The organism is Marinobacter alexandrii, assembly GCF_005871205.1.
In the GTDB taxonomy this organism is placed as follows: domain Bacteria; phylum Pseudomonadota; class Gammaproteobacteria; order Pseudomonadales; family Oleiphilaceae; genus Marinobacter; species Marinobacter alexandrii.
Map to the genome: position 1 here is coordinate 1050990 of NZ_SWKM01000011.1, position 26367 is coordinate 1077356.

General features: G+C 59.6%; 30 protein-coding genes. 18 read left to right on the forward strand and 12 right to left on the reverse strand.

The features are described from left to right. Nucleotides 1-33: 33 nt before the first annotated feature. Nucleotides 34-228, reverse strand: coding sequence for a hypothetical protein (locus FCS96_RS05275; protein ID WP_138439160.1), 195 nt, complete (start codon nt 226-228; stop codon nt 34-36). 129 nt (nt 229-357) lie between these two features. Here FCS96_RS05275 and FCS96_RS05280 point away from each other — a divergent pair, with 129 nt between their 5' ends. After that, on the forward strand, nt 358-1257 hold the full coding sequence (locus FCS96_RS05280) for a LysR family transcriptional regulator (RefSeq protein WP_138439161.1): 900 nt from the start codon (nt 358-360) through the stop codon (nt 1255-1257). 7 nt (nt 1258-1264) lie between these two features. Here the strand turns inward: FCS96_RS05280 and FCS96_RS05285 are convergent, their stop codons facing one another. Beyond that, nucleotides 1265-1906 carry a transglycosylase SLT domain-containing protein gene (locus FCS96_RS05285; protein WP_456085594.1) on the reverse strand — a complete coding sequence of 214 codons (642 nt, stop codon included), beginning with the start codon at nt 1904-1906 and terminating at the stop codon, nt 1265-1267. 167 nt (nt 1907-2073) lie between these two features. Between FCS96_RS05285 and FCS96_RS05290 the strand changes: the two genes are divergently transcribed. Next, entirely contained in the window at nt 2074-2904 is an 831-nt protein-coding gene (locus FCS96_RS05290) for a DUF2059 domain-containing protein (protein WP_138439162.1), read from the forward strand. Here the strand turns inward: FCS96_RS05290 and FCS96_RS05295 are convergent. Further along, nucleotides 2831-3955: an MBL fold metallo-hydrolase gene (locus tag FCS96_RS05295; RefSeq protein WP_138439163.1), complete on the reverse strand. Its 1125-nt coding sequence runs from the start codon at nt 3953-3955 to the stop codon at nt 2831-2833. The two genes, FCS96_RS05290 and FCS96_RS05295, sit on opposite strands and share 74 nt — an antisense overlap. Nucleotides 3956-4063: 108 nt before the next feature. Between FCS96_RS05295 and FCS96_RS05300 the strand changes: the two genes are divergently transcribed. Continuing rightward, on the forward strand, nt 4064-5248 hold the full coding sequence (locus FCS96_RS05300; RefSeq protein WP_138439164.1) for a M24 family metallopeptidase: 1185 nt from the start codon (nt 4064-4066) through the stop codon (nt 5246-5248). On the opposite strand, the gene FCS96_RS05305 is transcribed toward FCS96_RS05300, so the two are convergent. Continuing rightward, complete coding sequence (locus FCS96_RS05305; RefSeq protein ID WP_138439165.1) at nt 5235-6185, reverse strand: VanZ family protein; 951 nt, start codon at nt 6183-6185, stop codon at nt 5235-5237. The genes FCS96_RS05300 and FCS96_RS05305 overlap by 14 nt on opposite strands. Further along, the gene (locus tag FCS96_RS05310) at nt 6185-6463 is read right to left on the reverse strand and encodes a peptidylprolyl isomerase (RefSeq protein ID WP_070964993.1); all 279 of its coding nucleotides are present in this window, start codon (nt 6461-6463) and stop codon (nt 6185-6187) included. Before FCS96_RS05310 ends, FCS96_RS05305 begins: the two co-directional genes overlap by 1 nt. Before the next feature lie 193 nt (nt 6464-6656). Here FCS96_RS05310 and FCS96_RS05315 point away from each other — a divergent pair, with 193 nt between their 5' ends. From FCS96_RS05315 to FCS96_RS05330, 4 genes are all read left to right on the forward strand, one after another. Further along, nucleotides 6657-8243 carry an ABC-F family ATPase gene (locus FCS96_RS05315; RefSeq protein WP_138439166.1) on the forward strand — a complete coding sequence of 529 codons (1587 nt, stop codon included), beginning with the start codon at nt 6657-6659 and terminating at the stop codon, nt 8241-8243. A 174-nt stretch (nt 8244-8417) separates the two neighbouring features. Next, complete coding sequence (locus FCS96_RS05320) at nt 8418-8981, forward strand: DUF1415 domain-containing protein (RefSeq protein WP_138439167.1); 564 nt, start codon at nt 8418-8420, stop codon at nt 8979-8981. An 89-nt stretch (nt 8982-9070) separates the two neighbouring features. Further along, nucleotides 9071-9802 (forward strand): polyamine aminopropyltransferase, encoded by a 732-nt coding sequence (locus FCS96_RS05325; protein WP_138439168.1) that lies wholly within the window; start codon nt 9071-9073, stop codon nt 9800-9802. A 16-nt stretch (nt 9803-9818) separates the two neighbouring features. Continuing rightward, entirely contained in the window at nt 9819-10721 is a 903-nt protein-coding gene (locus FCS96_RS05330; RefSeq protein WP_138439169.1) for an NAD-dependent protein deacetylase, read from the forward strand. Between the two features lie 103 nt (nt 10722-10824). On the opposite strand, the gene FCS96_RS05335 is transcribed toward FCS96_RS05330, so the two are convergent. Both FCS96_RS05335 and FCS96_RS05340 read right to left on the reverse strand, forming a co-directional pair. Then, entirely contained in the window at nt 10825-12237 is a 1413-nt protein-coding gene (locus FCS96_RS05335; protein ID WP_138439170.1) for a sodium-dependent transporter, read from the reverse strand. Between the two features lie 85 nt (nt 12238-12322). Further along, entirely contained in the window at nt 12323-13423 is a 1101-nt protein-coding gene (locus tag FCS96_RS05340) for a Glu/Leu/Phe/Val family dehydrogenase (protein WP_138439171.1), read from the reverse strand. Between the two features lie 662 nt (nt 13424-14085). Between FCS96_RS05340 and FCS96_RS05345 the strand changes: the two genes are divergently transcribed. From FCS96_RS05345 to FCS96_RS05355, 3 genes are all read left to right on the forward strand, one after another. After that, entirely contained in the window at nt 14086-14628 is a 543-nt protein-coding gene (locus FCS96_RS05345; RefSeq protein ID WP_138439172.1) for a hypothetical protein, read from the forward strand. An 85-nt stretch (nt 14629-14713) separates the two neighbouring features. Continuing rightward, nucleotides 14714-15448: an AzlC family ABC transporter permease gene (locus FCS96_RS05350; RefSeq protein WP_138439173.1), complete on the forward strand. Its 735-nt coding sequence runs from the start codon at nt 14714-14716 to the stop codon at nt 15446-15448. Then, nucleotides 15445-15756, forward strand: a complete 312-nt coding sequence (locus FCS96_RS05355) for an AzlD family protein (protein WP_138439174.1) — start codon at nt 15445-15447, stop codon at nt 15754-15756. The genes FCS96_RS05350 and FCS96_RS05355 overlap by 4 nt, the downstream gene beginning before the upstream one ends. A 9-nt stretch (nt 15757-15765) precedes the next feature. On the opposite strand, the gene FCS96_RS05360 is transcribed toward FCS96_RS05355, so the two are convergent. Further along, on the reverse strand, nt 15766-16545 hold the full coding sequence (locus FCS96_RS05360; protein WP_138439175.1) for a DUF3750 domain-containing protein: 780 nt from the start codon (nt 16543-16545) through the stop codon (nt 15766-15768). Between the two features lie 159 nt (nt 16546-16704). Here FCS96_RS05360 and FCS96_RS05365 point away from each other — a divergent pair, with 159 nt between their 5' ends. Next, nucleotides 16705-16920, forward strand: a complete 216-nt coding sequence (locus FCS96_RS05365) for a dodecin (RefSeq protein ID WP_138439176.1) — start codon at nt 16705-16707, stop codon at nt 16918-16920. Here FCS96_RS05365 and FCS96_RS05370 read toward each other — a convergent pair. The 3 genes from FCS96_RS05370 to FCS96_RS05380 all read right to left on the reverse strand — a co-directional run bounded on the left by FCS96_RS05370 (nt 16907) and on the right by FCS96_RS05380 (nt 19234). Then, on the reverse strand, nt 16907-17578 hold the full coding sequence (locus tag FCS96_RS05370; RefSeq protein WP_138439177.1) for a hypothetical protein: 672 nt from the start codon (nt 17576-17578) through the stop codon (nt 16907-16909). The two genes, FCS96_RS05365 and FCS96_RS05370, sit on opposite strands and share 14 nt — an antisense overlap. A gap of 48 nt (nt 17579-17626) precedes the next feature. Beyond that, a complete protein-coding gene (locus FCS96_RS05375) occupies nt 17627-18793 on the reverse strand; it encodes a GNAT family N-acetyltransferase (protein WP_138439178.1) in 1167 nt (388 codons plus the stop codon). 87 nt (nt 18794-18880) lie between these two features. Continuing rightward, nucleotides 18881-19234 carry a hypothetical protein gene (locus tag FCS96_RS05380; RefSeq protein ID WP_138439179.1) on the reverse strand — a complete coding sequence of 118 codons (354 nt, stop codon included), beginning with the start codon at nt 19232-19234 and terminating at the stop codon, nt 18881-18883. A gap of 179 nt (nt 19235-19413) precedes the next feature. Between FCS96_RS05380 and FCS96_RS05385 the strand changes: the two genes are divergently transcribed. Both FCS96_RS05385 and FCS96_RS05390 read left to right on the forward strand, forming a co-directional pair. Further along, on the forward strand, nt 19414-20100 hold the full coding sequence (locus FCS96_RS05385) for a response regulator transcription factor (protein ID WP_138439180.1): 687 nt from the start codon (nt 19414-19416) through the stop codon (nt 20098-20100). Beyond that, a complete protein-coding gene (locus FCS96_RS05390) occupies nt 20097-21416 on the forward strand; it encodes a sensor histidine kinase (protein ID WP_138439181.1) in 1320 nt (439 codons plus the stop codon). The genes FCS96_RS05385 and FCS96_RS05390 overlap by 4 nt, the downstream gene beginning before the upstream one ends. Here the strand turns inward: FCS96_RS05390 and FCS96_RS05395 are convergent. Beyond that, entirely contained in the window at nt 21393-21599 is a 207-nt protein-coding gene (locus FCS96_RS05395; protein ID WP_138439182.1) for a hypothetical protein, read from the reverse strand. The genes FCS96_RS05390 and FCS96_RS05395 overlap by 24 nt on opposite strands. Before the next feature lie 15 nt (nt 21600-21614). Between FCS96_RS05395 and FCS96_RS05400 the strand changes: the two genes are divergently transcribed. From FCS96_RS05400 to FCS96_RS05420, 5 genes are all read left to right on the forward strand, one after another. Beyond that, complete coding sequence (locus FCS96_RS05400; protein ID WP_138439183.1) at nt 21615-22220, forward strand: YigZ family protein; 606 nt, start codon at nt 21615-21617, stop codon at nt 22218-22220. A 78-nt stretch (nt 22221-22298) separates the two neighbouring features. Further along, a complete protein-coding gene (locus tag FCS96_RS05405) occupies nt 22299-22826 on the forward strand; it encodes a DUF4136 domain-containing protein (RefSeq protein ID WP_138439184.1) in 528 nt (175 codons plus the stop codon). Between the two features lie 17 nt (nt 22827-22843). Continuing rightward, nucleotides 22844-23200 (forward strand): translation initiation factor Sui1, encoded by a 357-nt coding sequence (locus FCS96_RS05410; RefSeq protein WP_138439185.1) that lies wholly within the window; start codon nt 22844-22846, stop codon nt 23198-23200. Between the two features lie 27 nt (nt 23201-23227). After that, nucleotides 23228-24481 carry a D-amino acid dehydrogenase gene (locus FCS96_RS05415; protein WP_138439186.1) on the forward strand — a complete coding sequence of 418 codons (1254 nt, stop codon included), beginning with the start codon at nt 23228-23230 and terminating at the stop codon, nt 24479-24481. 175 nt (nt 24482-24656) lie between these two features. Beyond that, entirely contained in the window at nt 24657-26363 is a 1707-nt protein-coding gene (locus FCS96_RS05420) for an alkaline phosphatase D family protein (RefSeq protein ID WP_138439187.1), read from the forward strand. The last annotated feature ends 4 nt before the right edge of the window (nt 26364-26367 follow it).

The following is a 26367-nucleotide window of genomic DNA, read 5'->3' on the forward strand; positions in this document are numbered from 1 at the left end:
GCCCTGTGGCACCCACGCCTTTTCAGACTGGGTTCAGTGACCGCCCTGCATCTGGGTCATGTCGGGAGCAACGGCTCCTGCCTTGCTCTTCCAGGACCGAATCTTCCGGCTTATAAACTGAATCGCCTGCCTGGAAGCAGCACGGGTGTACTGGCGCCTGACCTCATCACTGTTGTGGAGGATACTGGACGGCAGCGGTTGAACGGTTGCGATATGGTTCTGAGTCATAGCGCCTTCCTCCTTTTGTCTGGCGTATTAGTTAGCGATCTATCTTTAATTTACGGCAAATTATAAGGGTTCTTTTTTGCAGTAGTAATACGTTAAAATCCGTACTCACGTTGCAAATATGCAGTCATTATGGATTGGGATTATCTTCGATATATACGCGCCCTGGCAATAGGCGGAACCCTCGCCAAAGCAGGCGAATTGCTGGGTGTGCATCAAACCACGGTGCTACGTCGACTGGACCAGATGGAAGAGTCGATGGGAGTGCAGTTTTTCGAACGGAACCGCGATGGTTTGCAACTGACCCCGGTGGGCGAAACCGCCTTCCGTGAGGCCGATCGGCTGGCGATCGCCATGGAAAACCTGGAGCGCAAGCTGGTGGGCCAGGATTCAGCTCCGGTGGGTAAGGTCAGACTGGCCGCGGAAGACGCCATCCTGAACACCTTGCTCAGCCCGATCCTGGCGGACCTGGTTCGAGAGTTCCCGGATATCGAGCTGGAAGTGCTGACCGACAACGATGTCGCGAACCTCAGCCATCGGGAAGCCGATCTGACCCTGCGCTGTGATAACAAGCCCCAGGCAACGCTGGACGGCGAACGCATCGCCGCCGTCGAATCGGCGGTCTATGGCGCAGCCCTTTATTGTCGCCGGAACCGTCAGATGGACATTGAGAATGATCCCGAGGCCTGTGTCTGGATCGTGCCCGATGAAACCTTCAGTCACTTGGCCACCGGACGCTGGTATCGCAAGCATCTGAAGAACGCCCAGTCGCTGATTCGGTGCAATAGCCTGCAGTCTATGCACGCACTGGCCTGTGCCGGGGCTGGGCTGGCGGTACTGCCGTGTTACTTGGGCGAGGGCGCCAAGGAGCTGCGCCGGCTGACGGATCCGCTAGAAGGTGAGAGCGTTGACCTCTGGCTGCACGTCAGCCAGGACACTCAGCAGATGGCCCGGGTACGGATCGTGATGGAGTTCCTGGTGGACCGGCTTCAGGCGCTGGAATCGACCATCGAAATCAGCGCTTCGCTCTAAAAACCAGTCAGCCACAGAAAGGCCAGAACTGGTACCAGCGCCAGCATTGGAATTCCTGCTCGCACGCCTTCAGCTGATTGTCGTAGCGGAAGGCCCGAGTCTGCACTCGGCCGGCCAGGGCGGTGATGTCTGGTTTCCGGTCGAACGTTCTGCGCTGGTAGCCGCCGCGACCCTCGTGGTACGCCAGATAGAGGTGGCGGGGGTTGTAGAAGTTGATGCCTAGCTGCCGGTTAGTCAGGTGGTTGTACCAGCCCACAAAGTCCAGGGCGTATTCCATGTCGGTGCGAACGGTAAACCAGCCGTCGCCGTTGGCGGCCAGGTATTCGCGCCAGGCCGGGTCCAGGGCCTGGGCATAGCCGTAGGCTGAGGTCGGCCGGGTCCATGGAATCAGCCCCCAGAGCAGTGTCCTGGGCGGGCGGGCATGGCTGCGAAACGACGATTCGTAGTACACAAACGCCATCTGGGTGGCAATGGGCGTGCCCCAGCGGTGTTCGGATTCGCGAGCGTAGTCGTACCACACCGGATGTTCCCGGAAGATTTCACAAAGATCGTCGGGATTGGCGGGCGGGTCCGGCGCCAGCAGGCTAAACCTCAGCGTGGCCCATACACCCATCAGCAAGCCGAGCACTGGCAATCCGTACCACTTCACCCGTGACCGCCAGTCATTAACACGACGCGTTCGGCGTCCCTTGCGTCGGCGCCAGGGTTTTCGGATTTTCCCTACCAAACTGTCATCTCCAAAGCCCATGGATTGCTTGATGCCCGAGCGGAACCCGTGTCATAAACAGGGCCTGCACACAACGAGATGGTAGATAAATGAAGCTTGGCACCCTAGTTAAACCTGTTTTAGTTGCCGCCCTGCTGGTCTCCGGCAGTGCCACAGCAGCGCCTTCAGCGCAGCAGGTCCTGGCCGCGTCACCGGTGGACGACATCGTTGCCCAGTACCCGGCCATGATGAGCCAGGGCATCCGCGAGGGCCTGAAACGCAGCGACCAGATACCTCCGATGGTGGCCGAAACCATTGGCTACGTGGTCAGTGGCAGTTTTCGCGCCGCTGACATTGAACGGCAGATCGTGCAGGATCTGAAAGCCGGTTTGACCGATCGGCAACTGGAAGCGGTAGCCGATTGGTACGAATCGCCGGTGGCCCGAAAAATCGCCGCGGCGGAAATCGTGGCGTCGGATCCGGTCATGTGGAAAGAGATCAAGGCCAGGGCGCCGGCGCTCAACGAGAAGTACCAGGGCAGTGACCGTGCCCGCATGTTCGACCGGTTCGACCGTGCCGCCCGCGCCACCGAAAGCGCCGTGGATACGTCCATTGCGGTTCAGCTCGGTTTGGCCACCGCCATGTCGGCGTTCAGCAGCGATTCGGTCAACTACGACCAGCTCAAGCAGCGCATTGAAAGTCAGCGTGGCGCCATCCGAGGTATCGTGGAGCAACAGGTTTACGAGAGCTATCTGTTTACTTACGAAACCATCAACAACGAGGAAATGAAACAATACCTGGCGTTCCTCGAAAGTGGTCCGGGTTCGGCGTTTTCCCGGGTAGTCACTGACAGCATCCAGCAAGCCATTACCGATCCGATTGAGTCGGTTGGTAACCAGATGGCACGGTTTCTGTCTCCGGAACAATCAAACGGTCAGTAAACTGACCCAGCTCGGCGTAGACCTGCTCTCGGCGCCGAGCGTAGCGGTGCGAAAAGTGGAACGCCACCAGTTGCCGCACCTCCGCCGCGTTGGCGATGCGGGCGGTGGCTTCGGTGGTCAGGTGGCCGGTTCGTTTGGCCTGATCAGCGTCTGACACCATGAACGAAGCCTCGCAAAACAGGGTGTGGGCACTGCGCGCCAGATCGGTCATGCGGGCAATGTTCTCCCGGGTGTCGGCAAAGTCCGTGGCGTACACCACCGGTTCGCCGGCGGTCTGGATCAGTATTCGGGCCGCCAGATCCTCGGCCCGGTAGGTGCCACCGTTACCGGGTGAAATCAGTTCGTCCGGGCGCTTTCTCAGTACCGCCAGCTTGAGATCGTGCAGCCAGGGCCCGGCCTGGGCACCAATCTCCTCCAATGCATTCTTCCGCACGTTGAGTTTGCCAAACGGCTCCCAGGCATAGGCCATCACCGGTGTGCCATGGTCCAGCATCGCGGCTCTTATCCGGAATTCCGTTTCCCGATGGATCACGTTACCGGGCGTGGGCAAGTCCTCCAGGGCCGCGGGTGGGCCAGCGCCGGCGTTCAGTTGCCAGCGTTTCAGGTGGTCACCGTGCCATTCGTTAACAACGAATTTGGGGCCCCGGTCTTCCACCCGATCCCACAGCAGCCCCCGAACCATGCCAGCAATATGGCCCAGTAGCCCGGGCGGGCCAAATAGCCGGCAGGACGGGAAGTGGCCGATTCGGCTGCGCAGGAACCAAAGAAACCCGCCGATGTGGTCGGCATGGCAGTGGGTAATGAAGACATCGGTGACCTGGTGTGCGGACCGAAGCGCCATGCGTCCGCTATCACCCATGTCGAACAGCAGGCTGCGGGATTGGTGCAACAGGCGCAACTGCATCAGCGGATCGCCGCCAATTCCGTTGACCAGGGAGGCGACGGCGGGCCCCACTCGAACCACTATCTGAGGATCGTGGCCATTGCTGGTGAGTGCGCCCAGTTCCACGCTGATCTCGAATGCGCCCCTGCCATTGTGATTCTGCTGCATTAGGTCCGCCTCCCATTGCCGCCGAACATCGCCCAGTGTGCTCGAAATTTGTACAACCGGCGATTTGGGTCCAATCTCATAAGTATATGCGAACAGGGAGTTACTCCCATGGATTTCAATGCTTACCAGAAAGCGTTGTCGGTTCAGTCGAGGGGGACTGAGTGCCCGTTTGCACCCGGGGAATACGAACACCGTCTCGCCTGCGTCCGTCAGCGGATGGCTGATGACGATATCGACGCGCTGTTGCTGACCGACTGTTCCGACATTTTCTACCTCACCGGCTACAGCACCTTCGAGGTGTCTGTCCATGTTGCGCTGGTGGTCACTGGCTCGTCTCTGCTGCTACAGGTTCCCTCCATTGAAATGGGGCCGGCGATGGTGACTACCCGGGTGCCGAACGTATCCGGCTATCGCTGGGAAGGCATTGGTGAGGTGCTGTTACCCCTGATCGATGCCTTGAACGATTCCGCCGACACGGTGGGCATCGATGCCTGGCATGGATCACTGAGGCAGGGGGTGTTGGAAGGCTTAAAAGAAAGGCTTTCCGGTGTTCGTTTTGTGGATGCCGGCGGGTTGGTGAAGAAGGTTCGGATCGTGAAATCCGAAACCGAGATCGAGTTCCTGCGCCGCAGCGCGGAGATCACTGCGGTCGGGCTCAGGGCCGCGGTGGCGACTGTGCGTCCCGGTGTAACCGATAACGACATTGCCGCGGCTGGCGCCAGGGCGCTGCTTGAAGCTGGCAGCGAGTTCATGAGCATGCAGCCTATTGTCACCACTGGGCGGCGCAGCAGTGTGATTCACGCCAATCACAATCGGGTGCAGGTGGAGCCGGATGAGCCGGTTTTTCTTGAGTTTGGTGCTACCTGGCATCGCTACACCGCGCCGATGATGCAGACGGTGGTTGCGGGTGAGCCTTCCGCGGAGATGGGGCGGGTGTTCGACGGCTGCCGGCGGGTGGTGGATGCTTTACTGGCGGCGATCAGGCCCGGTGCGACGTTTGATTTCGCGGCGCAACAGGCTGAAATTGCGCTGGCTCCGCTGGCCAGGAAGGTGTTCTTCTCCGGGGTGTTCGGCTACACGGTCGGGGCCCAGTTTCCGCCGTCCTGGGTCGAGGGCTCGGGGTTCGTCGCCCGCGGTGGCAATACCGAATTCAGCCCGGGCATGGTGTTCCATTTGCCGATCTGCCTCAGAATTCCCGGCCAGTGGGGGATTGGCTGCAGTGAAACGGTTCTGGTGACCAGTCACGGTGCCGAAGCACTAACGACTAACCCGTGGTCGCTTAATCCAATCTGAGCTCTTGCAGGTACACCGTCCGCGGCTCCGACAGTCCGTTTGAAGACAGGGTGAGTCGGCGCACCTGGCGCAGGTTCATGGTTCTGGTTGCCGGTGCTTTCTCGATATCCTCAAGCGCGATGGTGTGGCTTGATACCCCTGGTGTCAGGTTTAGCCGGGTATTGTATCGGTCATTGAGGGCATTGCTGCCCCGTTCATGCTGGATGTCATTGATCCGCAGAATCAGTGTGAGAGGCTCTGGCGTAGGGTTGTGCAGGCGCAGAGTGAGGGTGTCGAAGTCGCGCCAGTCGGATGGCACCCGGTACAGGGACGCAGCGGAGTAGCGCTTCGTACCCAGTTCGATTTTCAGGCTTTGATCATGATCGCCATTATGCCGGGAAGAAGGCTCAACGGAGCCGCGCCAGTAGGACGACGGATTGCTGTGGTCAAAGTCATAAACCTGGGGCAATTGGTGTTCAAGCTTGAAGTAGCGGGCCGCTTGCACGCCGGTGGTGCTGAGTTCGTACACCAGCAGGAGGCTGCTTGTTAGGGCCAGGACAGCCGTGATGGCGGGTTTGCGCACCCGGAAGGTCAGTAATGGCTGCCAGGCCAGAACGAACCAGAGGCCGATCAGATTGCGCAGCAGATCTCGCAAGTCAAAATCTCGGCCCATACCGGCTTGCACCGTTTCAACCGCGATACCAAATGCCAGCACGGCGGCTGTCGAAGCCAGCCACAAACGCCAGCCTCCGAGCCAACGCCGGGGATTGACGGCGAGCGTCAGCAGGGCAAACAACAAAACATGACCCAGATTCCAGGCGGCAAAGTTGAAGCCACCGGGGAGCCAGTCGGGTCTACCAATAAACAGGAGAGGGGTAAGCAGGACAACACCCACAAGGGCCAGCGAACGCAGTCGCTGCCCCCTGGGGGTGTTGGCTGGGATACTGCCTGAAGCCATTAGCTGCGGCTGGTAACTTCCAGAAGGTGGTAGCCAAACTGGGTCTTGATCGGACCAAGCACGGTGTTCAGTTCGCTGTTGAAAACCGCCTTGTCGAACTCAGGTACCATCTGACCCGGGCCGAATGATCCCAGATCGCCGCCGTTACGGCCGGACGGGCAGGATGAGTGCTGCTTGGCGACTTCGGCGAAATCCTGGCCACCTTCGATGGCTTTCTTCAGTTCTTCACACTTCGCTTCGCTGTCTACCAGAATGTGGCGTGCAGTTGCCTGTGCCATGGTTGAACTCCTTACGTGGGTTAATGGGAACGTCAGAACCGGAATGCTGCCCGTACCCAACGTTTGAGGCAAGGGCTTTTTATCCGTGTTTCTGCGGTCTGACGATTGATGCTGCAAACCTGTACAATGCCGGCTTTCTTTTGCCGGCGCCAGCCACTCTGGGCAGGCCGGCCTCACGTCTATAGGTTTCTGATTGATTTCCACCGCCAATATCACCATGCAATTCGGGGCCAAGCCCCTGTTCGAAAACGTCTCGGCTAAATTTAACAACGGCAATCGTTACGGCCTGATCGGCGCCAACGGTTGCGGTAAGTCGACCCTTATGAAGATTCTTGGCGGTGACCTTGAGCCCAGTGCCGGCCAGGTTATGCTGGAGCCCAATGTCCGTCTGGGTAAGCTACGCCAGGACCAGTTCGCCTATGAAGAGTGCACGGTGATGGACACCGTGATCATGGGTCATGAAGAGCTCTGGAACGTAAAGAAAGAGCGCGACCGGATTTACTCTCTGGCCGAGATGAGCGAAGAGGACGGCATGGCCGTGGCGGACCTGGAAGTGCAGTTTGCCGAGATGGACGGCTACACCGCTGAAGCCCGTGCCGGCGAATTGCTGCTGGGCCTGGAAATTCCCCTGGAAGAGCACGAAGGCCCCATGAGCGCCCTGGCGCCAGGCTGGAAGCTGCGGGTGCTGCTGGCCCAGGCACTGTTCTCCGATCCGGACGTACTGCTGCTGGACGAGCCTACCAACCACCTGGATATCAACACCATCCGCTGGCTGGAAAACATTCTAGTGGCTCGAAATAGCACCATGATCATCATTTCCCACGACCGCCACTTCCTGAACAGCGTGTGCACCCACATGGCGGATCTGGACTACGGCGAGCTGCGCCTGTTCCCGGGCAACTATGATGAATACATGACCGCCGCCACCCAGGCCCGCGAGCGCATGCAGGCGGACAACGCCAAGAAGAAGGCCCAGATTGCCGAGCTGCAGCAGTTCGTCAGTCGCTTCTCGGCCAACGCCTCCAAGGCCAAGCAGGCCACCTCCCGTGCCCGTCAGATCGACAAGATCCAGCTCGAAGAGGTGAAGCCTTCAAGCCGGGTAAGCCCGTTCATCCGCTTTGAGCAGGGCAAGAAACTGCACCGTCAGGCCGTGACCCTGCATAAGCTGAGCAAGGGCTTCGATGGCGAAACCCTGTTCAACAAGCTGGACCTGCAGGTGGAAGCCGGCGAACGCGTGGCCATCATCGGCCCGAACGGCATTGGTAAAACCACGCTGCTGCAATGCATGGCTGGTGCTTATGAGCCCGACGCCGGCGAGGTAAAGTGGACCGACAGTGCCGAAGTTGGCTACTACGCCCAGGACCATACGGCTGACTTTGCTTCCGACGACACCCTCAGCGACTGGATGGCCCAGTGGACCACCGGCGGCGAACAGTTGGTTCGCGGCACGCTAGGGCGGATGCTGTTCTCCGGTGATGACATTGGCAAGTCGGTTAAAGTGATCTCTGGTGGTGAGCAGGGCCGGATGCTGTTCGGCAAGCTGATTTTGCAAAAGCCCAACGTGATGCTGATGGACGAGCCCACCAACCACCTGGATATGGAGTCCATCGAGGCGTTGAACCTGGCGCTGGAGAATTATCCGGGCACGCTGATCTTTGTCAGCCACGACCGGGAGTTTGTTTCTTCGCTGGCAACGCGCATTATCGAGCTGAGTGCCGATGGGGTTACTGACTTCAGTGGTTCTTATGATGATTATCTTAAGAGTCAGGGATACGTTTAATTCTTTGAGTCTGGGGGTTGGGCATCCGGGGAACGCTGCCCAAAACCCGCTCCTTCGGCACGTCCATGTGGCGCTTGAGCTACGCCATCCATGGCTTCGCACAGTTTTGGGCAGCGTTCCCCGGATGCCCGATTAAACTTCTGTGTGGCCTTCAAACACCGAAAAGAGATCCGCATGTCTGAGACAGAAGTTATAAGCGCAACCCGCAAGTGGGTCGAGAACGTGGTCGTCGGCTACAACCTCTGTCCATTTGCAAAGAAGGAGCTGGTTCGGGACCGCGTGCGGTTCGTGGTATCTGACGCCGCCGACGAAGACAGCTTGCTGCAAGCTCTGCATTCTGAACTCCAGCGCCTTGACGAAGAGCCTGAGGTTGAGACCACGGTGTTGATCCATCCGGGTGTATTGCAGGACTTCGAAGCCTACAATGAGTTTCTTGATGCGGCCGATGGTTTGCTGGCCTATCTGGATATGGAAGGCGTATATCAGATTGCGAGCTTTCACCCGGACTACCAGTTCGCGGGTACCGACCCGGAGTCGGCGGAGAACTACACTAATCGTTCTCCATACCCGATGCTTCACCTGTTGCGTGAAGCGAGTCTGGAAGCCGCGATCGAAAGCCATCCGGACGTGGACGGAATTCCCGGTCGCAACATCAAATTGACCGAAGAACTGGGCGTCGAAACAATGCGCGAAGCTCTCTTAAATTGCATCAAGAGCGCCAAGACGCCCGGGCAGTAGAACGAAGAGCAGGGGGCTTCACCTGCGAAAGCACGGACTAGACGTTAAAAGGCCGAAGCCAGCTAATCCGCAAGACCAAGAGGCAACGAGTGGGACTTCTTTTCGAGCAAATTGACAGCCAACCGTCGGAAATCGGCGAGATCACCCTCAGGCGCCGGAAGATTCCGGCCATTGGCGATCGCGATATCTTCGAGGTAAAGCTCGGCGAAGAATTCCTGATGTCCAGCATGTTTGTGGACGCTGAGATTGCCCTGTCAGACCTTGGCTTGAACGAAACCGAAGGCGACAACCTCAGTGTTGTCGTTGGCGGGCTCGGGCTTGGCTACACCGCCGTGGCCGCGCTCAAGCATGAGCGGGTTGGCGAGTTGCTGATTGTGGAATATCTGGAGCCGGTCATTGGCTGGCACCAGCAGGAATTGGTGCCGCTCGGCGCGGACATCAACGCCGACGCCCGCAGCCGTTATGTTCACGGCAGCTTCTTTGACCTGGCCATTGCTGAGCCCAGTGAGGGTGGATTTGATCCCGCATCACTAGGCCGAACCTTTGATGCCATTCTGCTGGATATCGACCATTCCCCCCGGGCCCTGCTGCACGATTCCAATGCCAGCTTCTACACCACCGAGAATATCGGCAAGATGGCGCAGCAGCTGAAACCCCGTGGCATCTTTGCCATGTGGTCGAACGAAGGGGAAGACGAGGAATTCATGGCCGTGCTGCGGGATGTGTTTACCGAGGTCGCCTGTCATTACGTGCGCTTTTTTAATCCGTTTCAGAACAGGGAATCGTTTAACACCGTATACGTAGCCCGCAAACCGGGCTGAACTTTCCGGAGTCTGTATGCCTGTGACGACCCACCGAACCCGCCCCTTCAGTTCCAGCCAACGCCTGCCGGAAACTGACGATGCGCCGGTTCTGCACGAGCCGGAGCATGCCGGCGGCCTGCTGGCGGACTTTATCCGCCGTCATCCCCGGTTGCTGATATTGACCGGCGCTGGGGTGAGCACCGATTCGGGCATTCCCGATTACCGGGACGGCGAGGGCGCCTGGAAGCGCAAGCAACCGGTGCAGCACCAGGCCTTCATGGACAGTTACGAGACCCGGCAGCGCTACTGGGGTCGGAGCCTGATTGGCTGGCCGGTGATGCGCAATGCCGCGCCGAACCCATCCCATCATCATATCTCCGACTTGGAACTGCTCAATCACAGCAGCCTGGTGGTCACCCAGAACGTTGACCGCCTGCACCAGAAAGCCGGCACCCGGGCGGTAACCGATCTGCATGGCCGGGCCGACGAGGTCATTTGCATGAGTTGTGATTACCGCTGCCCGCGCGACGAGGTGCACGATCGCTGTGCCGATCTCAATCCGGGATTCCAGCATTACAAGGCGGAGACGGCGCCGGATGGCGACGCGGATCTGGAAGTGGATTTCTCGGATTTCCGCCCAGCGGGTTGCCCCAAGTGTGATGGCATACTGAAACCGGACGTGGTGTTTTTCGGGGATTACGTGCCCAAGGATAGGGTGTATTCGGCGCTGGATGTGCTCAAGGCCAGCGATGGCCTGCTGGTGATTGGCTCGTCGCTGATGGTGTATTCGGGGTTTCGGTTCTGCCGCTATGCCAAGGAGTGGAGTAAGCCCATTGCCACGCTGAACCTTGGCCGCACCCGGGCCGAGAATCTGGTGGATCTGAAGCTGAACGCGCGGATTGGTGAGACGCTGGAATCGGCCGTGTATAGCCTTTAAACAGGTAGTGAACTCTGGCAAAGAAAAGAGCCCACTGGATAGTGGGCTCTTTGCATTAGGCCGCAGGCCGGCGGGTCCAGGAACCGACTGCCACCTGTTGCGCTTACATCAGGTTGTAGATAAACACGGCCGCTACCGCCACGGGGGTAAAGTAGCGAATGGTCAGATACCACAACCGGAACATCGGGCCAGACAACGCCAGCTCTTTTTCCACCGCCTCGCGGGACATCACCCAGCCGGCAAACACAGCAACCAGCAGGCCGCCCAGAGGCAGCAGGATGTTGGCGGTAAAGAAGTCCAGCAGGTCGAAGATGGTCTTGCCTTCGAACATCGCAATGGCGCCCAGTGGTGCGAAATCGGACCACAGGTTCAGGGACAGGATGGAGGCAATACCCAGGGCCCAGCACACCACACCGGCACCCAGGGTGCTCGCGGTACGGTTCATGCCTTTACGTTCTTCCAGCCACTCGACAATGGGCTCCAGCAGGGAGATGCCGGACGTCCAGGCGGCGAAGATCAGCAGTACGAAGAACAGGGTGCCGAACAGGCTGCCCATGGGCATCTGACCAAAGGCCAGCGGCAGGGTCTGGAAAATCAGGCCAGGGCCGGCGCCTGGCTCGAGGCCGTTGGCGAACACGATCGGGAAGATGGCCAGACCGGCCAGCAGTGCAACACCGGTATCGATCACCGAGACCGCAATGGAGGTCTTGGCGATGGATACGTTTTTTGGCAAGTACGAGCCGTAGGCCATCATGACTGCCATGCCTAGGCTGAGGGTGAAGAAGGCGTGGCCCAGGGCGACCAGGATGCCGGAGGTTGAAAGCTTGGAGAAGTCCGGCTGGAACAGGAAGCTCACGGCGCGACCAAATTCACCACTGGTCATGGCGTAGCCCACGGCAATCAGCAGCAGCACGAACAGGCCGGGCATCAGGATGCTGACGGCTCGCTCAAGGCCAGCGCGAACGCCCTTGGCGACGACGAGCATCACCAGTGCCATGAATACGGTGTGCCACATCAACAGGGTCAGCGGGTCGCTCAGCAGGTTGGAGAAGATAGCGCCAATGGCTTCTGCCGACTGGCCTACCAGTTGGCCGCTGGCAGCGGTGCCCACGTAAGACACGGCCCAGCCGCCAATCACCGAATAGAAAGACAGGATCAGGAAGCCGGCCAGCACACCGACCGCGCCCACCATGCGCCATGCCGGCTTGAGCCGGTCGCGCTCGGCAATCAGGCGCAGACTGTTAACGGGGCTGTGGCCACCGCGGCGGCCGATCAGCACTTCTGCCATCATGATTGGCAGACCTACTGCCGCGATACACAATAGATACACCAGGACAAAGGCACCACCGCCATTTTCACCGGTGATATAGGGGAACTTCCAGATGTTGCCCAGGCCGACGGCCGAGCCGGTTGCCGCCAGGATGAACGCCAGTCGGGAGGACCAGAGCCCCCGCTTGGCGTTGGAGCCTTCCAGTGCCTCCGAGTAGGTGGCACTACCTGAATCTGATACAGACATAACTGTCTCCTGCTTGGTACTTGTTGTTGTTTGGGAAAGCAGGGGCCAAAGCGAACTCCGGCCCCAGAGAGATCGATGCCGGGGTTTATCCGACCCGCGCCAGGCGCTCGGTCAGGGATTCCACTTTGGCAACGTGTTTGCGAAACCGTTCTTCCGCCAGCTCGTTGGCGATGGTGCCCGTTGGCAGGCCGCTCCGGTCAGAACGGATAAAGATTTCCTTGAGCGTGTCGCCGATGGCGTCGACATGGGCGCGGACCGTATCGGGCGATGCCCCGGTGCGCTCGTAGAACACGTCGATGATGCCGCCAGCGTTGATGGCAAAATCCGGTGCGTACAGGATCCCGCGATCTTTCAGGGCCTGGTCGTGGTCAGCGCGTTCAAGCAGATTGTTGGCGGCGCCGGCCACGATCCGGGCTTTCAATTTCGGAATGCTGTCGTCATTCAGCACTGCGCCCATGGCGCAGGGTGCGACCACGTCCACGGGCAGGTACAGGATGTCTTCCGCGGACGCAGGCGTTGCGCCCAACTCATCCACGGCACGCTGCATGTTGTCGGCAAAGATATCGTAGACCCACAGTTGCGCTCCCGCGTCAGCCAGGTGCTTGGCCAGGCGGAAGCCGACATTGCCGATACCCTGAATCGCGACCTTCAGGCCTTTCAGGTCGTCCCGACCCAACTGATGCTTAACCGCCGCCTTCAGACCGATGAACGTGCCCCAGGCCGTGGCCGGTGAGGGGTCGCCGTTGCTGGGCTTGCCATCAAAACCCATGCGCTCGGCAATGCCGGCGACGTTTTGGGTGTGGCGGCCCATGATCTTCAGGTCAGGAACGCTGGTGCCGGAATCTTCTGCGGCGATGTACTGGCCACCGAGGCTCTCCAGGTGTTTGCCCATGGCCTCGAGCAGGGCTTCGGACTTCTGCTTGCGTGGGTCACCAATGATCACCGACTTGCCGCCGCCAAGGTCCAGGTTGGCCAGGGCAGATTTGTAGGTCATGCCCTTGGACAGACGCAGCACATCACGCAGCGCTTCTTCGTCGGTGGCGTAGGGGTACATCCGGCAGCCGCCAAGCGCAGGCCCGCGGGAGGTGTTGTGGATCGCAACGATCGCCTTCAATCCGGTTTCCGGGTCGCAGAAAAAGGACAGATGTTCGTGATTGTCGAATTCGGGGTGGCTGAATACGTTCATGGCGTTTCACCTATCGTTCTTGGCTGGAACTACCCTTGTGGGGCCTGAACAGCCGGTGTTTTGTTGTTAGACCGCGGCACTCGCGATTTGTTGGTGGTTCTGGGTTTCTGGTGCAAGCTGCCTGTGCTCAGGATGGCGCAAGCCCGGTTGCCGGAATGCCGATCGATGTCAGGTGAGAACGTCTGTTTGATGCAGAAGGGCACACGTGCGCGGAACGCAGTCTGCCTGGGTGGCGTACTGAATGTGGCATATTGAAATCCCCCCCCACCTCACCGGATCGCGGCATTGGCGGCAGTCTTGTTGTTGTCGACCGGCTTTTGGCCGGCGTTGCGATTTCAGTCGTCCGTTTCGCGCGGGAAAGCTTCCCTTGCGGGGAAATACCGTTCGCCGGGAAGTACCGCTCGAAAGTGCCCTTTTGGGGCCGGACAGGAAATAAACTAATTTCTTTTTACGTGAACGTCAACTTGCAAAAGCTAATCAATTTATCCGGCCGCTTCGAAACCGCGGCAAGCACTTGTGGCTCCACATAATTTTTATAGAAGTGGGATATATCCACGCGGCCATTAGCGCAAATCGTTTTGAGGGCCAGCGTCGCGCTCGGGTGTGGCTACGGTATAATTAGCATTGTGGTTGCCCGCTCTGATTGAGCGAAGGAGGGGATCATGAAACGACTGTTTTATCTCGTCGATGCCATCGACAGCGTGGAAAGCATCTCCGACGATCTGCATCGCGACGGCGTCTCGAACTGGCGGTTTCACGTTGTCAGTAAGGACGAAGCCGGTTTGTATTCACATCATGTTCATTCCGCCAGTGTGCTGGATCGCACTGACCTGCCCAGGTTCGTGGAAAGAGGGCTGATCATTGGTGGCCTGTTTGCCCTGTTCTTCGTCCTGCCCCTGGCACTCTGGGGCGACTTGGCCTGGCCGACGTCGGCGTTCGTGGCCATGGGTGTATTTGCAGTACTGGCCGGTGGCTGGCTTGGAGGCTTCGGAGGCATAGGTACGGAAAACTACCGAATCCGGCGTTTTCACAAGGCCATCGAAGCCGGCAAGTACCTGATCATGGTGGATGTGCCCAAGGCTGATGTTGAGCGTGTCGAAGCGTTGATGCACCGGTTGCACCCGGAAGCAGCACTCGGCGGCGAAGGCAGCAGTGTCAACAATCCCTTTGCGGCAGCGGATGGGCGAGTGCATATCATGCATTGAGTCGTTCACGAATTGACCCGCCAATAACGGCGGGCTTCGGTATTTACCTATACGCGGTCAGAGGAAACTAACTTAGCTTCCTCTGATGTCCGTCGCTTCCTATGCTTACCAGATCCAGCCGCACAAAGTCCGTCAGGAATTTTTCCGGCTCTTTCCCATCTCCCTGTTCGTGGTGGCGTTCGGTGCTGCCTTTGGTTTGGCGGCTACCCAGCAAGGCCTGCTGCCACTGGAAGCCATGTTGATGAGCACCACGGTGTTTGCCGGTGCTTCCCAGTTTGCGGCCACCGATATGTGGGGCACCGAGGTGTCGGTGCTGCCTCTGATCGCGGTGGTGTTTGCGATCAATTCCCGGCACCTGCTGATGGGTGCCTCCCTGTACCCGATGCTTAAAGACGTGGCGCCATTGAAGCGCTACGGACTGCTGCTGCTCCTGACCGACGCCAACTGGGCGGTTTCTGCCCAGGAATACCAGAATGGCCGGCGTAATCTGGAAGTGATCCTGGGTGGCGGGTTGGTGCTCTGGCTGGCGTGGCTAGTGGGTACCTGGCTGGGCGTGTATTTCGGCGGGTTGCTGCAGGATCCCAAGAGTCTCGGGCTGGATATGGTGCTCGGCTGTTTCCTGCTGGCGATGGCACTGGGTGGCAAGAAATCCCCCAGAGTGCTGGTTGCGTGGGGCGTGGCCGCCCTGGCGTCACTGGCTGCGTGGAAGTGGCTTCCGCCGCATACCCACGTGGTGGCCGGCGCATTAGCGGGTGGTCTGATCGGTTACTTCTGGCTGGACCAGCCACAGGCTGCGGCACAGGAAGGAGAGCAGGCATGACCATTGAAACCACCACCGCGGGGGTTCTGGCCCTGATCGCCATCATGGCGCTGGTTACTCTGGTTACCCGGTTTGGCGGCGTTTTCGCCATGTCGTTTGTGCGGATCAGTCCGCGCATCGAAAGCTTTATCAACACCATGGCCAGTTCGGTGTTGATCGCTATTGTAGTGCCCATGGCGTTCTCCGGCGACGCCGGTGCGGTTGCCGCGCTCTCGGTAACTGCTGTGACCATGTTGGCGCTCAGGAAGCCCCTGCCGGCCATTGGCGCCGGCATTGCCGCCGCAGGCCTGGTGCGCTACCTGTTCTAGAAGAGTGCGCTACTGGCCTGCTGAGGCAGCTTCTGACATCGGGTTGGGATTTCGCAATGCCAGCTCGCCGATGCCGGGCAGCTTGATACCCAGGGCCATGGGATTCACACCCAGGGACAGGCCCAGAATGTTGAGCTCCAAACCCTCTCGCACCCCTGCCAGGATCCCTAGATACCCACCCATGGACAGTTGGTAGCCGGTGCCGCCCGGCACCTCTGCCACCACGCGGCTGCCCAGATAGTCTTTGCCAATGGCGTTGCTCGGCAGTGCCACATCCAGTCCCGGTACTTCCCGAATTACCCAGGCGGTAAAGGTGTTGCTGTTGGGCCCGGGCCAGGCTTCGTATTCAGTGACATAGGGATAGGCGTCCACGGCCTGATAGATGGTCGGGATCAGCGCCTGTGCTTCCGCGCCGCGAATGTCGGCGTACAGTTCGGGTCTGGCGCCGTACCAATGGCGATCGGGTTCGCTCAGGCGGGAGCTGACCACGTAACGACGCCAGCCGGTGACTTCATGAACCCGGTACTGCTCGGCGCCCGCCTCCTTGGTGGCAATCCAGGTGTGCACGGCAAAGTAACCACGCCAGCTCCAGGCCCGGGCTCCGTAGATCTGAACCACCGCCTCCGGATGCTGTTCCGGGCGCGGCGCGATCCCGGCGCTGGCGCGGGTTGCGGTTCGCCAGCTTTCGGCACCCTGCAGGCTGCTGCTGGTGGCCAGGAGCAACGGGCCTGTCAGCAACATGAGCAGGGCACCGAGGAACCAGGCGGTGTATTTCAGCGTTTGCTTCATATCGGTGTCCGGGGTGGGGTATTAACTATGTTGGCACTGATATTCGATACGCGCCAATGCCTCCGCCAGATTGCACGACACCGGCGCTGTTTGCCGGCGATGGGGTTGTCTTCTAGGCTGAATGTACACATCAAAAAGCAAAGGCTAAGGAGTGGTGCCATGTCCGACCATCATGTGTACAAGAAGGTGGAAATCGTCGGTTCCTCGCGCAAGAGCATCGAAAATGCAATTGAGAATGGCCTGGAGGAATGCAGCAAGAGCATTCGTAATATGGAGTGGTTTGAGGTCTTGGAAACCCGGGGCCACATCGAGGATGGCAAGGTGGGCCATTATCAGGTGGTGATGAAAGTAGGCTTTCGCATCAAGGATAGCTGACGTTGATAACCCGGGCCCGGATAGCCACTGTCAGGCGATTCATCAGGTCCCGGGCCTCGCCCTCGTAGAGGGCGTGACACTTGTCCCGCAATACCCGGCGTTCGTGATCCGACGGTGAACCGGCGGTTTCTTTAAGCAGATCGAGATGCTGGCAGGCGGTCAGATGAACCTTGATCTGGGTATCGATGAGTCGGGTAATCAACTCATCCACCGCCTCGCTGCAGTAGGGCCGATTGCGATTGAGCATGGTGCGGGCATCCAGGGCCGCATTCCTGGCCTCCAGCCTGAGCTCACCTGCCGATTCCCCATTCTCGACGGCGCGCAGGAACATCCCTAGCCGGTCGTGCAGGAACCAGAGTTGCGGCCAGACCTGATCGTAGGCGCTCTTTTCGGTTCGATATTTCGCGATGCTGGCCTCAACACCCTGTAATGCCGAGGCTTCCCGCTCTGGCGCGTTGAACTGGCTGACGCGGATCTCGTCCATCTCCCGCCCCATGCTGCCGATCTTCTGACGCAGGCTGTCGATGTCCCGGCTGGCAGAGCGCGTGGCCCCGGTGCCCAGCCAGAGAGCCAGCAAACCCAGCAAAAACGCCGCACCGGCCAACAGGACGGCTAGTTGGTCGCCATTGGTGATACTCAGCAGTGGCTCCGTGTCCATGGCGCGTATTCCTATACAGAAACGTGCTTTGAATGTTCAGTATAGAAGCTAATCGTAGTTTCCGTGGCGAAACGGTAACAAGGTCAGTGACTCCTGAAAGTAGCCTTCAACCTGTTCCGCCTCGTCCTGCACGAACGCCGCAATGGCTTCCCGGAAGCCCGGATGGCGGACACCGTGCCAGGAGTGGGTGAGCACCGGTTCGAAGCCCCGAACCAGTTTGTGCTCCCCCTGGGCGCCGGCATCAAAGCGCTGCAGGCCCAGTTCGATGGCCAGCTCTATGCCCTGGTAGTAGCAGGTCTCGAAATGCAGGTGGTTGTATTCGTCCAGGCAGCCCCAGTAACGGCCGTACAGGGTGTCCTCGCCCCGCAGGAACAGGGCGCCGGCAATCATCTCACCATCGCGTACCGCGATAATCAGGTACAGGTGCTCTGACAGGTTCGTGCGCACGCGCTCGAAGAATGACTGGTTCAGGTACGGACGCTGGCCGCGTTTGAGGTAGGTGGCCTGGTAGAACACGTGAAAGGCGGCCAGCACGTGGTCAGGAATGTCGCGGCCATGAAAGCGACGAAAGCTGATGCCCTGTTCTGCGACCTGCCGGCGTTCCCTGCGAATGGATTTGCGTTTGCGGGACGTAAGCTGCCACAGGAAATCCTCAAAGTTACCGTACTCCCGGTTGTGCCAATGGAACTGACAGCCAATTCGGTGCAGTTCATCTGTATGGCCCAGCAATGCCTGGTCCGCAGCATTGGGGAACAGCAGGTGCCAGGAATGGGCGTCGAGGCGAGTGATCAGGGTGTCCAGAAGGTCCCGAAGTCCGCCATCCCCAAATCGGTTTCGAAGCAAGGGATCGAGCAGCAGACGCGGGCCCTGGGAGGGGGTGAATGGAATGGCGATCAGGAGCTTGGGGTAGTAGTTCAGGCCATGGCGCTGATAAGCATCGGCCCAGGCCCAATCAAACACGTACTCGCCCATGGAGTGGGTTTTCAGGTAGGCGGGGGCAAGCCCGGCGATCTGGCCATCGACACGAAACACCAGGTGGCAGGGCTGCCAGCCGGTTGCGGTGATGGTGCAGCCAGACTGTTCCAGCGCCTGGAAAAACTCGTAGCGCAGGAACGGATTGGCCTGGCCGGCCAGGCGATCCCAGTCCGCTTGGGAAATCTCATCAATAGAGGCGCAGGTGTCGACAGTGAGGGACTGAAATCCGGGTTCGGGCATGGCCAGTTTAGCTCCAGCGGGGTGGCTCCTTATGAGTCTCCCGATACCATACGCCAGAACCCGGGGTTTGATCACTGCCTGGTGTTGTTACTTCTCAAGGGCGTCGCAGCGCTCCTGCATTTTCTCCTTCATCTTTTCCCGGCGCTGTTCGTGCTTCTCCCGGTGCTCCTCGTGGATGTCGGCCCAGATCTCGAGCTGCTCATCGGTCAGCTGCAGGCGTTCTGCCATCTCGGTCCGGCGTTGCTCCATCTTCTCGTGGCGCTTGTCCTGATCGAAGCGGCCCTTGCCCTCGCGGAAATCCTCGCACATCTCGGCCATATCCTGCTTGCCATGATGGCCTTTACGGTCGCCGTGATGGTCGGCCAGGGCGAACGGGCTTGCTGCCAGGAGTACGGAAGCCAGCAGGCCGGCGGTGATGATGGAGTTGCTACGTTTGTTCATGGTGCTTTCCTCGTTGCTTCGCCGCCTATGCGGCAATGACTGTGATGAGTGGCCATCGTAGCCCTGTGCCCCGTCAACGAGCGTCAGCGCGTTGTAAAGGTTCTGTAAAGGAAAATGCCGGGAATCAGCCGCTTGGGCCATGCGTGTTAGACTTCCGGCAGTAAGAATGGAGATGACGAATGCAAAATCGGGTATTGCTGGTAGAAGACGACGATGAACTGCGGCAGCTGCTGGCCCGCTATCTGACCAATCAGGGTTTTACCGTGCGGGAGGCCGCCAACGGCCGGGACGGTCTGGCCCTGGCCATGGGCCAGGATTGCGATGTGGTGGTGCTCGACATCATGCTTCCGGACATCAGTGGCCTGGAAGTGTTGCGTGAGTTGAGGGCCAGTACCCACATTCCGGTTGCGCTGCTGACCGCCCGGGGCGATGAAACCGATCGCATTGTCGGGTTTGAAGTTGGCGCCGACGACTACATTCCCAAGCCCTGTAATCCCCGGGAACTGGTGGCTCGCCTGCAGGCCCTGTTGCGCCGGATTGCCTGGGACCGGAAGGCCGATGTGAGCGCGACGCGGGTGTACGGTGATCTGCGGATTGAGCCGGACCAGCGCCGGATTTTTCAGCAGGACACCGCCCTGGATCTGACCGCCACCGAGTACGAGGTTCTGAATGTGCTGCTGGCTCATGCCGGCAGTGTGGTGCGCAAGACTGACCTGATGCAGTGGGCACTGGGCCGACGGTTGGAGGCGTTTGATCGAACCCTGGATATGCATATCAGCAATCTGCGACGGAAGCTGGGTAACGACGATCCGCCCCGCATCGAAACCGTTCGGGGGCTGGGTTACAGCTATCGGGTGCCAGTGTGAAGAAACGCATGATGTTCCCGTTGTTCTGGCGGATTTTCCTGGCTATCTGGCTGGCGATGGCAATCACCGTAGTGGTCAGCAACCTGGCGACGCGAACGCTGCTGGATCGGGAGCGCCAGGCCATTGAGCGCCAGGTGGGCCTTAGGGATCTGGCCCAGGAAGCGATCCAGATCCGCGAGCAGCGGGGCCGGGGAGAGGCCTGGCGGTTCCTGCGCGGACAGGGTAAACAGCTGGAATTGCACCTGATGCTGATCGAGCAAGGCGGGGGCGAACAGCGCCTGCCGCCGCAGGTCAGGGAGCGGATGAAATCCGGCTGGTACCCCCAGAAACCCGCGGTCATTGAGCTGGATGCCGGTTATCAGCTAGTAGCTTGGCCGCGGACGCATGGCGAAGGCTGGTTGGATCCCAAGTTTTTCCGGTTCATTGAACTTGGGTTGGCGTTCGTACTCATTACCCTGGCGTGCTGGTTGATTGCACGGTTTGTGTCCCGGCCCCTGCATCACATGGAGAACACCGCCCAGCGCATCGCCGGGGGTAACACCGGGCTACGAGTTAGCGAGACGATTGCAGGCCGCCGGGACGAAGTGGGCCAGCTTGCCACCGCGTTCAACGCCATGACCGAGCAGCTGTGCACCCTGCTGGAGCGGCAGAAACACTTGTTGCGGGATATTTCCCACGATCTGCGTACGCCGCTTACCCGTCAGCGCGTTGCCATCGAGCTGGCGAGCGACGGCGGCGCCGACGAGCAGCTGATTGGCAGTATCCTACGCCAGAATGAGCGACTGGAGGCGATGACGGCGCAGATTCTGACGCTCTACCGGGTAGCGGAGCAGGGCGCCGACATCGAACGGGAGCCGGTGCAGCCGGTCAAACTGATGAATCAGGTGCTGCGGGACGCCGCCGACTACGCCGACCATCAGGGCGTGGACTGCCGGCTGGCGGCGAGCGACGAGGTTGCCGGCATGTCGGTGCTGGGCGATGCCGGGTTATTGCAGCGGGCGTTTGACAACATCCTGCAAAATGCCCTGGATCATACCCCGCCGGGGCATCGGGTACGGGTGGATGCAAAGGCAGTTGATGGTTGGGTGAAAATCGATATCGAGGATGAAGGTACGGGGGTTGAAGCCGACCTCCTGCCGCATTTGTTCGAGCCCTTCTTCCGCGCAGACAAGTCACGGGGTGGACAGGGCTGGGGCCTGGGTTTGGCAATTGCCCGGGATATTGTCACCGCTCACGATGGCAAGATTGCGGCGGCCGGGGGCGAAGCCGGAGGTTTGCGAGTGACGGTTGAATTACCTGTCTTCACTCGGGTCTGATTGCGACGACGTGGCCGGACTGTCGTCCGGCAACAGCGTGGTTGCACCGGAGAAGTCGATACCCTCGCGCAGCTCGTCGTCGTCGAACCGAATGCCGCAGCCGGCTTTTCGCAGTTTGGCGGGCGCGGCCGTGCCGGGGCTAAGGCCTTCGACGTCTTTCGAGCCTTCGAACTTTTTTGACATAGGATTGACCGTTCAATGAACAAAGATTATCCGGTCCCCGCAGGATACCTCGAGCGCGAAACGGAAGTGAAGAAAAGCCGGTTTATCGCCCGAGTGGCACCGGTCGGCTCCCGGGACGAAGTTAAAACCTGGTTGGAACAGGCCCAGCAAGACCATCCGGATGCCCGCCATATCTGCTGGGCCTATCAGATTGGCCGTCCGGGCGCCGCCGCCGAAGCGGCCATGAACGACGACGGAGAACCCTCCGGCACCGCCGGTAAACCCATCCTCAGTGTCATCCAGCACAAGGACATGGGCGATGTGCTGGTGATGGTGATTCGTTACTTCGGTGGCATTAAACTGGGCGCCGGTGGCCTGGTTCGGGCTTATGCGGGCGCCGCCGAAAGTGTCCTGTCGGCGGTGGAGCGGGTGGTGCAAAAGCCCATGATACTGGCCGACGTCACCATGGATTTTGCCGACGAACAGCCGGTTCGGCACTGGTGTGAGCTGCACGGTGCGGCGCTGGAGTCGGTTGAATACGGACCGGTGGTCTCGGCCCGGGTGTCCTTGCCGGAGCAGGCAGTGGATGAGTTCACGGCCTTTTGTGACGCCCAAAAACTGGATTACGGTTTCGACAGGTGAGGAACCTAAAGGGCATCGAGGTCCGTGTCCTAAGCGTATACTGAGTGTAAATCACCACTACAGAGGGAGAGCAGTACTATGCGGTTACTGATGATTGCAGCGATGGCGCTGGCCCTGTCGGGCTGCGCCGGCAATGTCGTGACGGATTATAACCCGTCAGCAGTGTTCGGCAATTACTCGACCTGGTCCTTTGCCCAGGATGCAGGCAGTGGCGCCTTTGTGTCCCTTGACGGCAGCCGGATTCAATCGGCGGTGGAGCGGGAACTGAAGCGCAAGGCCATGCGAAAAGTGCCGAAGGCGGAAGCAGACCTGCTGGCCAACTGGCAGATCGTTGAGGAAGAGCGTCTGGAACAGACCGGCGTAGGCCTTGGCTTTGGCTTTGGCCGGAGCAATTTCGGCTGGGGCATTTCAGCACCGCCACCGGTACGTGAAGTCACCGAAGGCAAGCTGGTGGTCGAGCTTATCGATACCGAAACCAAAGAAGTAGTCTGGCGCGCCGCCAGTCGCCGGTATCTCAATGAAAGCCAGTCCCCGGAGACGCGCCGTGAGCTGATCGATGAGGTCGTGTCGGAAATGTTTTCCAAGTACCCACCGGGCGTTGGCTAGGGGAGTAAGAATCCGACATGAAGAAACGAGCTGAAGGCGGGCTGGTCTTTTCCACCGAACAGGGCCGGATGTGTCCCGATTGCCGCAACCCGGTCTCGGAATGCACCTGTGGCCAGCCAGCCCGGCCAGAGGGCGATGGCATTGTTCGGGTCAGCCGGGAAACCAAGGGCCGCAAAGGTAAGGGTGTAACCCTGGTGACCGGTATCCCGTTGGATGACAAGGCACTAAAGGCGTTGGCCAAGGTGCTGAAGGCTAGGTGTGGCACCGGCGGCACGGTCAAAGACGGTGTCGTCGAAATTCAAGGCGATCAGCGGGACATCCTGGTTCCGCTGTTGCAGGCGGAGGGCTGGACTGTAAAGCGGTCCGGTGGCTGATGAAACACAATCCTACCGGAGGAAAGCATGCACATAGTGGTTTTGGGCGCGGGTGTCGTAGGAACAACCACAGCCTGGTATCTGCAGAAGCAGGGTCATCAGGTGACGGTGATCGATCGACAGAACAATGCCGGGCTTGAAACCAGCTTTGCCAACGGTGGCCAGGTGTCGGTCTCGCACGCCGAACCCTGGGCCAATCCGTCGGCGCCGCTCAAGGTACTGAAGTGGCTGTTTCAGGCCGACGCGCCGTTGTTGTTCCGTCCAAGACTCGACCCCGCCCAATGGCGCTGGGCACTGGCGTTCCTGCGGGAATGCACCTCGGCCCGAGCCGCATACAACATCCGTCAGATGGTCAATCTGGGCACCTACAGCCGGGCCCAGTTGCAGGCCCTGCGCCAGGATGCCGGAATCGAATACGACGCCTTGACCAAGGGTATCCTGCACTTTTACACCAATCCGCAAGAGTTTGATGGTGCCCTCAAACCGACCCGCATCATGCAGGACCTCGGCTGCAACCGGCAGATCATCGATGCCGACCGGGCCGTTGAACTTGAGCCGGCACTGAAGCCGATTCAGGACCGGATAGCCGGGGCGACCTACACCTCTGAAGACGAATCCGGTGATGCCCGCAAGTTCACCCAGAACCTGGCCAAGAAGTGTGCGGAAGCCGGTGTTGAATTCCTCTACGGCACCGAAGTTCTGGATTTCGAGCGGGCCTGGGACCGGATTCTCGGCGTCCAGGTTCTCAAAGACGGCGTTCATAACACGTTCCGGGCCGATGCCTACGTATTGAGCCTGGGCAGCTACAGTGCGCCAATGGCCCGAAAGATCGGCTTAACACTGGATATCTACCCGACCAAGGGTTATTCGATTACGGTGCCGGTGAAGAGCGAAGAGGCTGCGTTTAACGTCAGTCTGACCGATGACGAGTACAAACTGGTGTATTCGCGGCTGGGGGATCGCATGCGGGTCGCCGGCACGGCCGAACTCAACGGCTATTCCCGGGACCTGAATTACACCCGCTGCCGTGCCATCGTGCGCCGTACCGCCGAGGTCATGCCCGAAGCTGGGTATTGGGATCAGGCCCAGTTCTGGACCGGTCTTCGGCCAGCCACGCCTTCGAACGTGCCCTACATCGGCAAGAGCCATCTTGCCAACCTGTACCTGAACACCGGTCACGGCACCCTGGGCTGGACTCATGCCTGCGGATCGGCCGCGGCATTGGCGGACATCGTGGCGGGCCGGAAGCCGGAAGTAGATTTCAGCTTTTCCGGTTTATAAACCACACCGCTCGCCGGCTGTCAGTGTCGGCTTATAGTTACTCCTCTTTTTGGGCCATTGCCACAATGGCCCACATTGATAAACGCTCGTCATTTCCCGTACACATTTTCCCGTCACCATCGGACGCTCGTGCAACTTTAGTCTAATAAACGTCCCGATACGGGTGGAGTGACACATGAATAGACAGCGTCGTGCAGTTATGAAGGGGCTTGCTGCTGTTTCACTGACCACATTGTCAGGTTGTGGGGGAGATGGAGGCAATTCGGCCAGTGGCCAGCAGGCTGAGGCCGGCACCGTCAGTGGGACCTTGCCTGCAGTTAAATTCCGGCATGGTGTTGCCTCGGGTGATCCTCTGGGGGATCGGGTAATCCTGTGGACGCGGGTCTCGCCAATGGATGTTCTTGAGCGGGATGCCGGTCAGATTCCGGTGTCCGTGGTGGTTGCAACCGATCCTGAGCTTACTCAGGTGGTCACGCGTCAGGTGGTTACCACCAGCCTGGACTCCGATTTCTGCGTCAAGGTTGATGCACAGGGGCTGCAGCCCAATCGTTGGTATTACTACCAGTTTTCCGTCGGGAGCCAGACCTCGCCGGTGGGTCGGACCCGCACCTTTCCAACCAATAAACAGGCCGTTGAGCGGGCGCGGTTCGCCGTCGTCTCCTGCTCCAATTACGCCTATGGGCTGTTCTCGGTGTACCGCGCGGTCAGCACCCAGACCGACCTGGATTTTGTGCTGCACCTGGGGGATTACATTTACGAGTACGGGCCTGGTGAGTACGGTGACTATCCCGGCCATGAGCCCAACCCGCCCCACGAAATCACCGAGTTGGCGCACTACCGTCTGCGTCATGCCCAGTACAAGGCCGATCCCCACTTACAGGCAACTCATCAGCAGTTCCCAATGATCTGTATCTGGGACGATCACGAATCCGCTAACGACAGTTACGTCGGTGGCGCGGAAAATCACGATGAGGCTACCGAAGGGGCCTGGTCGCAACGCAAGTCCGACGCTATCCAGGCCTATTTCGAGTGGCTGCCCATTCGCGCCGTCGAATCAGAGCCGGGGCGGATCTGGCGCGAGTTCAGTTTTGGCGGGCTGATTGACCTGTTCATGCTGGATACCCGTCTGGAGGGCCGTGATCAACCTGTTGAGTCAATGACCGACCCGAAACGATTCGAGAGCGCGCGCAGGCTGGTGAGCGAGGCGCAAATGCAGTGGCTGCAGTCCGGGTTGGAGAACTCCTCGGCCAGTTGGCGCTTCGTTGGTCAACAGGTGATGTTTGCGGAACTTAATGTGGCGCGCACCCTTGATGCTGCGGAAACGGCCGGCGTGGCGGACCTGAACGGTTTTAACGGGCAGTTGCTGTCGCTGAACATGGATCAGTGGGATGGCTATGTGAGTGATCGCGAAAAAATCCTGACGACGCTTCGCGACAAGCAAATCGACAATACTGTGATCTTCACCGGAGACATCCACACCTCCTGGGCCAACGAGATTCAGTACGACCCGGGCAACCTCGCGGAGACACCACTGGCGGTGGAGTTTGTGACACCGTCGGTGACCTCTCCGGGCTTCCCGGAAGATCTGGCCGGGCCGGCCGCGGTGGCTGTGCGGGCGGCCAATCCCCACATGAAGTATGTCGAGTTAAAATCGCCCGGCTTCATCTTGGTGGATGTGACGCGGGAACGCACGCAAAGCGAGTTCTACTACGTTCGTAACATTACCGGTGAAGACGAGGTGGGCCAGCTCGATAGCTCGAAAACCAAAGTAGTCGGGGTCAGGGCAGGTGATGCCCGCATTGTTGAGGATGAGCCGGTGTCACGGCCTCGCACGGTGCGCACGGCGCTGTTCCATCCACGGATTAGAGAGCGCATGGCGTGAGGTG

Bases quoted from the DNA above. Each gene is read 5' to 3' on its own strand.
- FCS96_RS05300 (WP_138439164.1), top strand. From the start codon at position 4,064: ATGGATTTCAATGCTTACCAGAAAGCGTTGTCGGTTCAGTCGAGGGGG.
- FCS96_RS05290 (WP_138439162.1), top strand. From the start codon at position 2,074: ATGAAGCTTGGCACCCTAGTTAAACCTGTTTTAGTTGCCGCCCTGCTG.
- FCS96_RS05275 (WP_138439160.1), bottom strand. From the start codon at position 228: ATGACTCAGAACCATATCGCAACCGTTCAACCGCTGCCGTCCAGTATC.
- FCS96_RS05420 (WP_138439187.1), top strand. From the start codon at position 24,657: ATGAATAGACAGCGTCGTGCAGTTATGAAGGGGCTTGCTGCTGTTTCA.
- FCS96_RS05365 (WP_138439176.1), top strand. From the start codon at position 16,705: ATGTCCGACCATCATGTGTACAAGAAGGTGGAAATCGTCGGTTCCTCG.
- FCS96_RS05375 (WP_138439178.1), bottom strand. From the start codon at position 18,793: ATGCCCGAACCCGGATTTCAGTCCCTCACTGTCGACACCTGCGCCTCT.
- FCS96_RS05385 (WP_138439180.1), top strand. From the start codon at position 19,414: ATGCAAAATCGGGTATTGCTGGTAGAAGACGACGATGAACTGCGGCAG.
- FCS96_RS05405 (WP_138439184.1), top strand. From the start codon at position 22,299: ATGCGGTTACTGATGATTGCAGCGATGGCGCTGGCCCTGTCGGGCTGC.
- FCS96_RS05305 (WP_138439165.1), bottom strand. From the start codon at position 6,185: ATGGCTTCAGGCAGTATCCCAGCCAACACCCCCAGGGGGCAGCGACTG.
- FCS96_RS05410 (WP_138439185.1), top strand. From the start codon at position 22,844: ATGAAGAAACGAGCTGAAGGCGGGCTGGTCTTTTCCACCGAACAGGGC.
- FCS96_RS05415 (WP_138439186.1), top strand. From the start codon at position 23,228: ATGCACATAGTGGTTTTGGGCGCGGGTGTCGTAGGAACAACCACAGCC.
- FCS96_RS05355 (WP_138439174.1), top strand. From the start codon at position 15,445: ATGACCATTGAAACCACCACCGCGGGGGTTCTGGCCCTGATCGCCATC.
- FCS96_RS05280 (WP_138439161.1), top strand. From the start codon at position 358: ATGGATTGGGATTATCTTCGATATATACGCGCCCTGGCAATAGGCGGA.
- FCS96_RS05310 (WP_070964993.1), bottom strand. From the start codon at position 6,463: ATGGCACAGGCAACTGCACGCCACATTCTGGTAGACAGCGAAGCGAAG.
- FCS96_RS05370 (WP_138439177.1), bottom strand. From the start codon at position 17,578: ATGGACACGGAGCCACTGCTGAGTATCACCAATGGCGACCAACTAGCC.
- FCS96_RS05345 (WP_138439172.1), top strand. From the start codon at position 14,086: ATGAAACGACTGTTTTATCTCGTCGATGCCATCGACAGCGTGGAAAGC.
- FCS96_RS05380 (WP_138439179.1), bottom strand. From the start codon at position 19,234: ATGAACAAACGTAGCAACTCCATCATCACCGCCGGCCTGCTGGCTTCC.
- FCS96_RS05395 (WP_138439182.1), bottom strand. From the start codon at position 21,599: ATGTCAAAAAAGTTCGAAGGCTCGAAAGACGTCGAAGGCCTTAGCCCC.
- FCS96_RS05360 (WP_138439175.1), bottom strand. From the start codon at position 16,545: ATGAAGCAAACGCTGAAATACACCGCCTGGTTCCTCGGTGCCCTGCTC.
- FCS96_RS05340 (WP_138439171.1), bottom strand. From the start codon at position 13,423: ATGAACGTATTCAGCCACCCCGAATTCGACAATCACGAACATCTGTCC.
- FCS96_RS05295 (WP_138439163.1), bottom strand. From the start codon at position 3,955: ATGCAGCAGAATCACAATGGCAGGGGCGCATTCGAGATCAGCGTGGAA.
- FCS96_RS05335 (WP_138439170.1), bottom strand. From the start codon at position 12,237: ATGTCTGTATCAGATTCAGGTAGTGCCACCTACTCGGAGGCACTGGAA.
- FCS96_RS05400 (WP_138439183.1), top strand. From the start codon at position 21,615: ATGAACAAAGATTATCCGGTCCCCGCAGGATACCTCGAGCGCGAAACG.
- FCS96_RS05320 (WP_138439167.1), top strand. From the start codon at position 8,418: ATGTCTGAGACAGAAGTTATAAGCGCAACCCGCAAGTGGGTCGAGAAC.
- FCS96_RS05330 (WP_138439169.1), top strand. From the start codon at position 9,819: ATGCCTGTGACGACCCACCGAACCCGCCCCTTCAGTTCCAGCCAACGC.
- FCS96_RS05350 (WP_138439173.1), top strand. From the start codon at position 14,714: ATGTCCGTCGCTTCCTATGCTTACCAGATCCAGCCGCACAAAGTCCGT.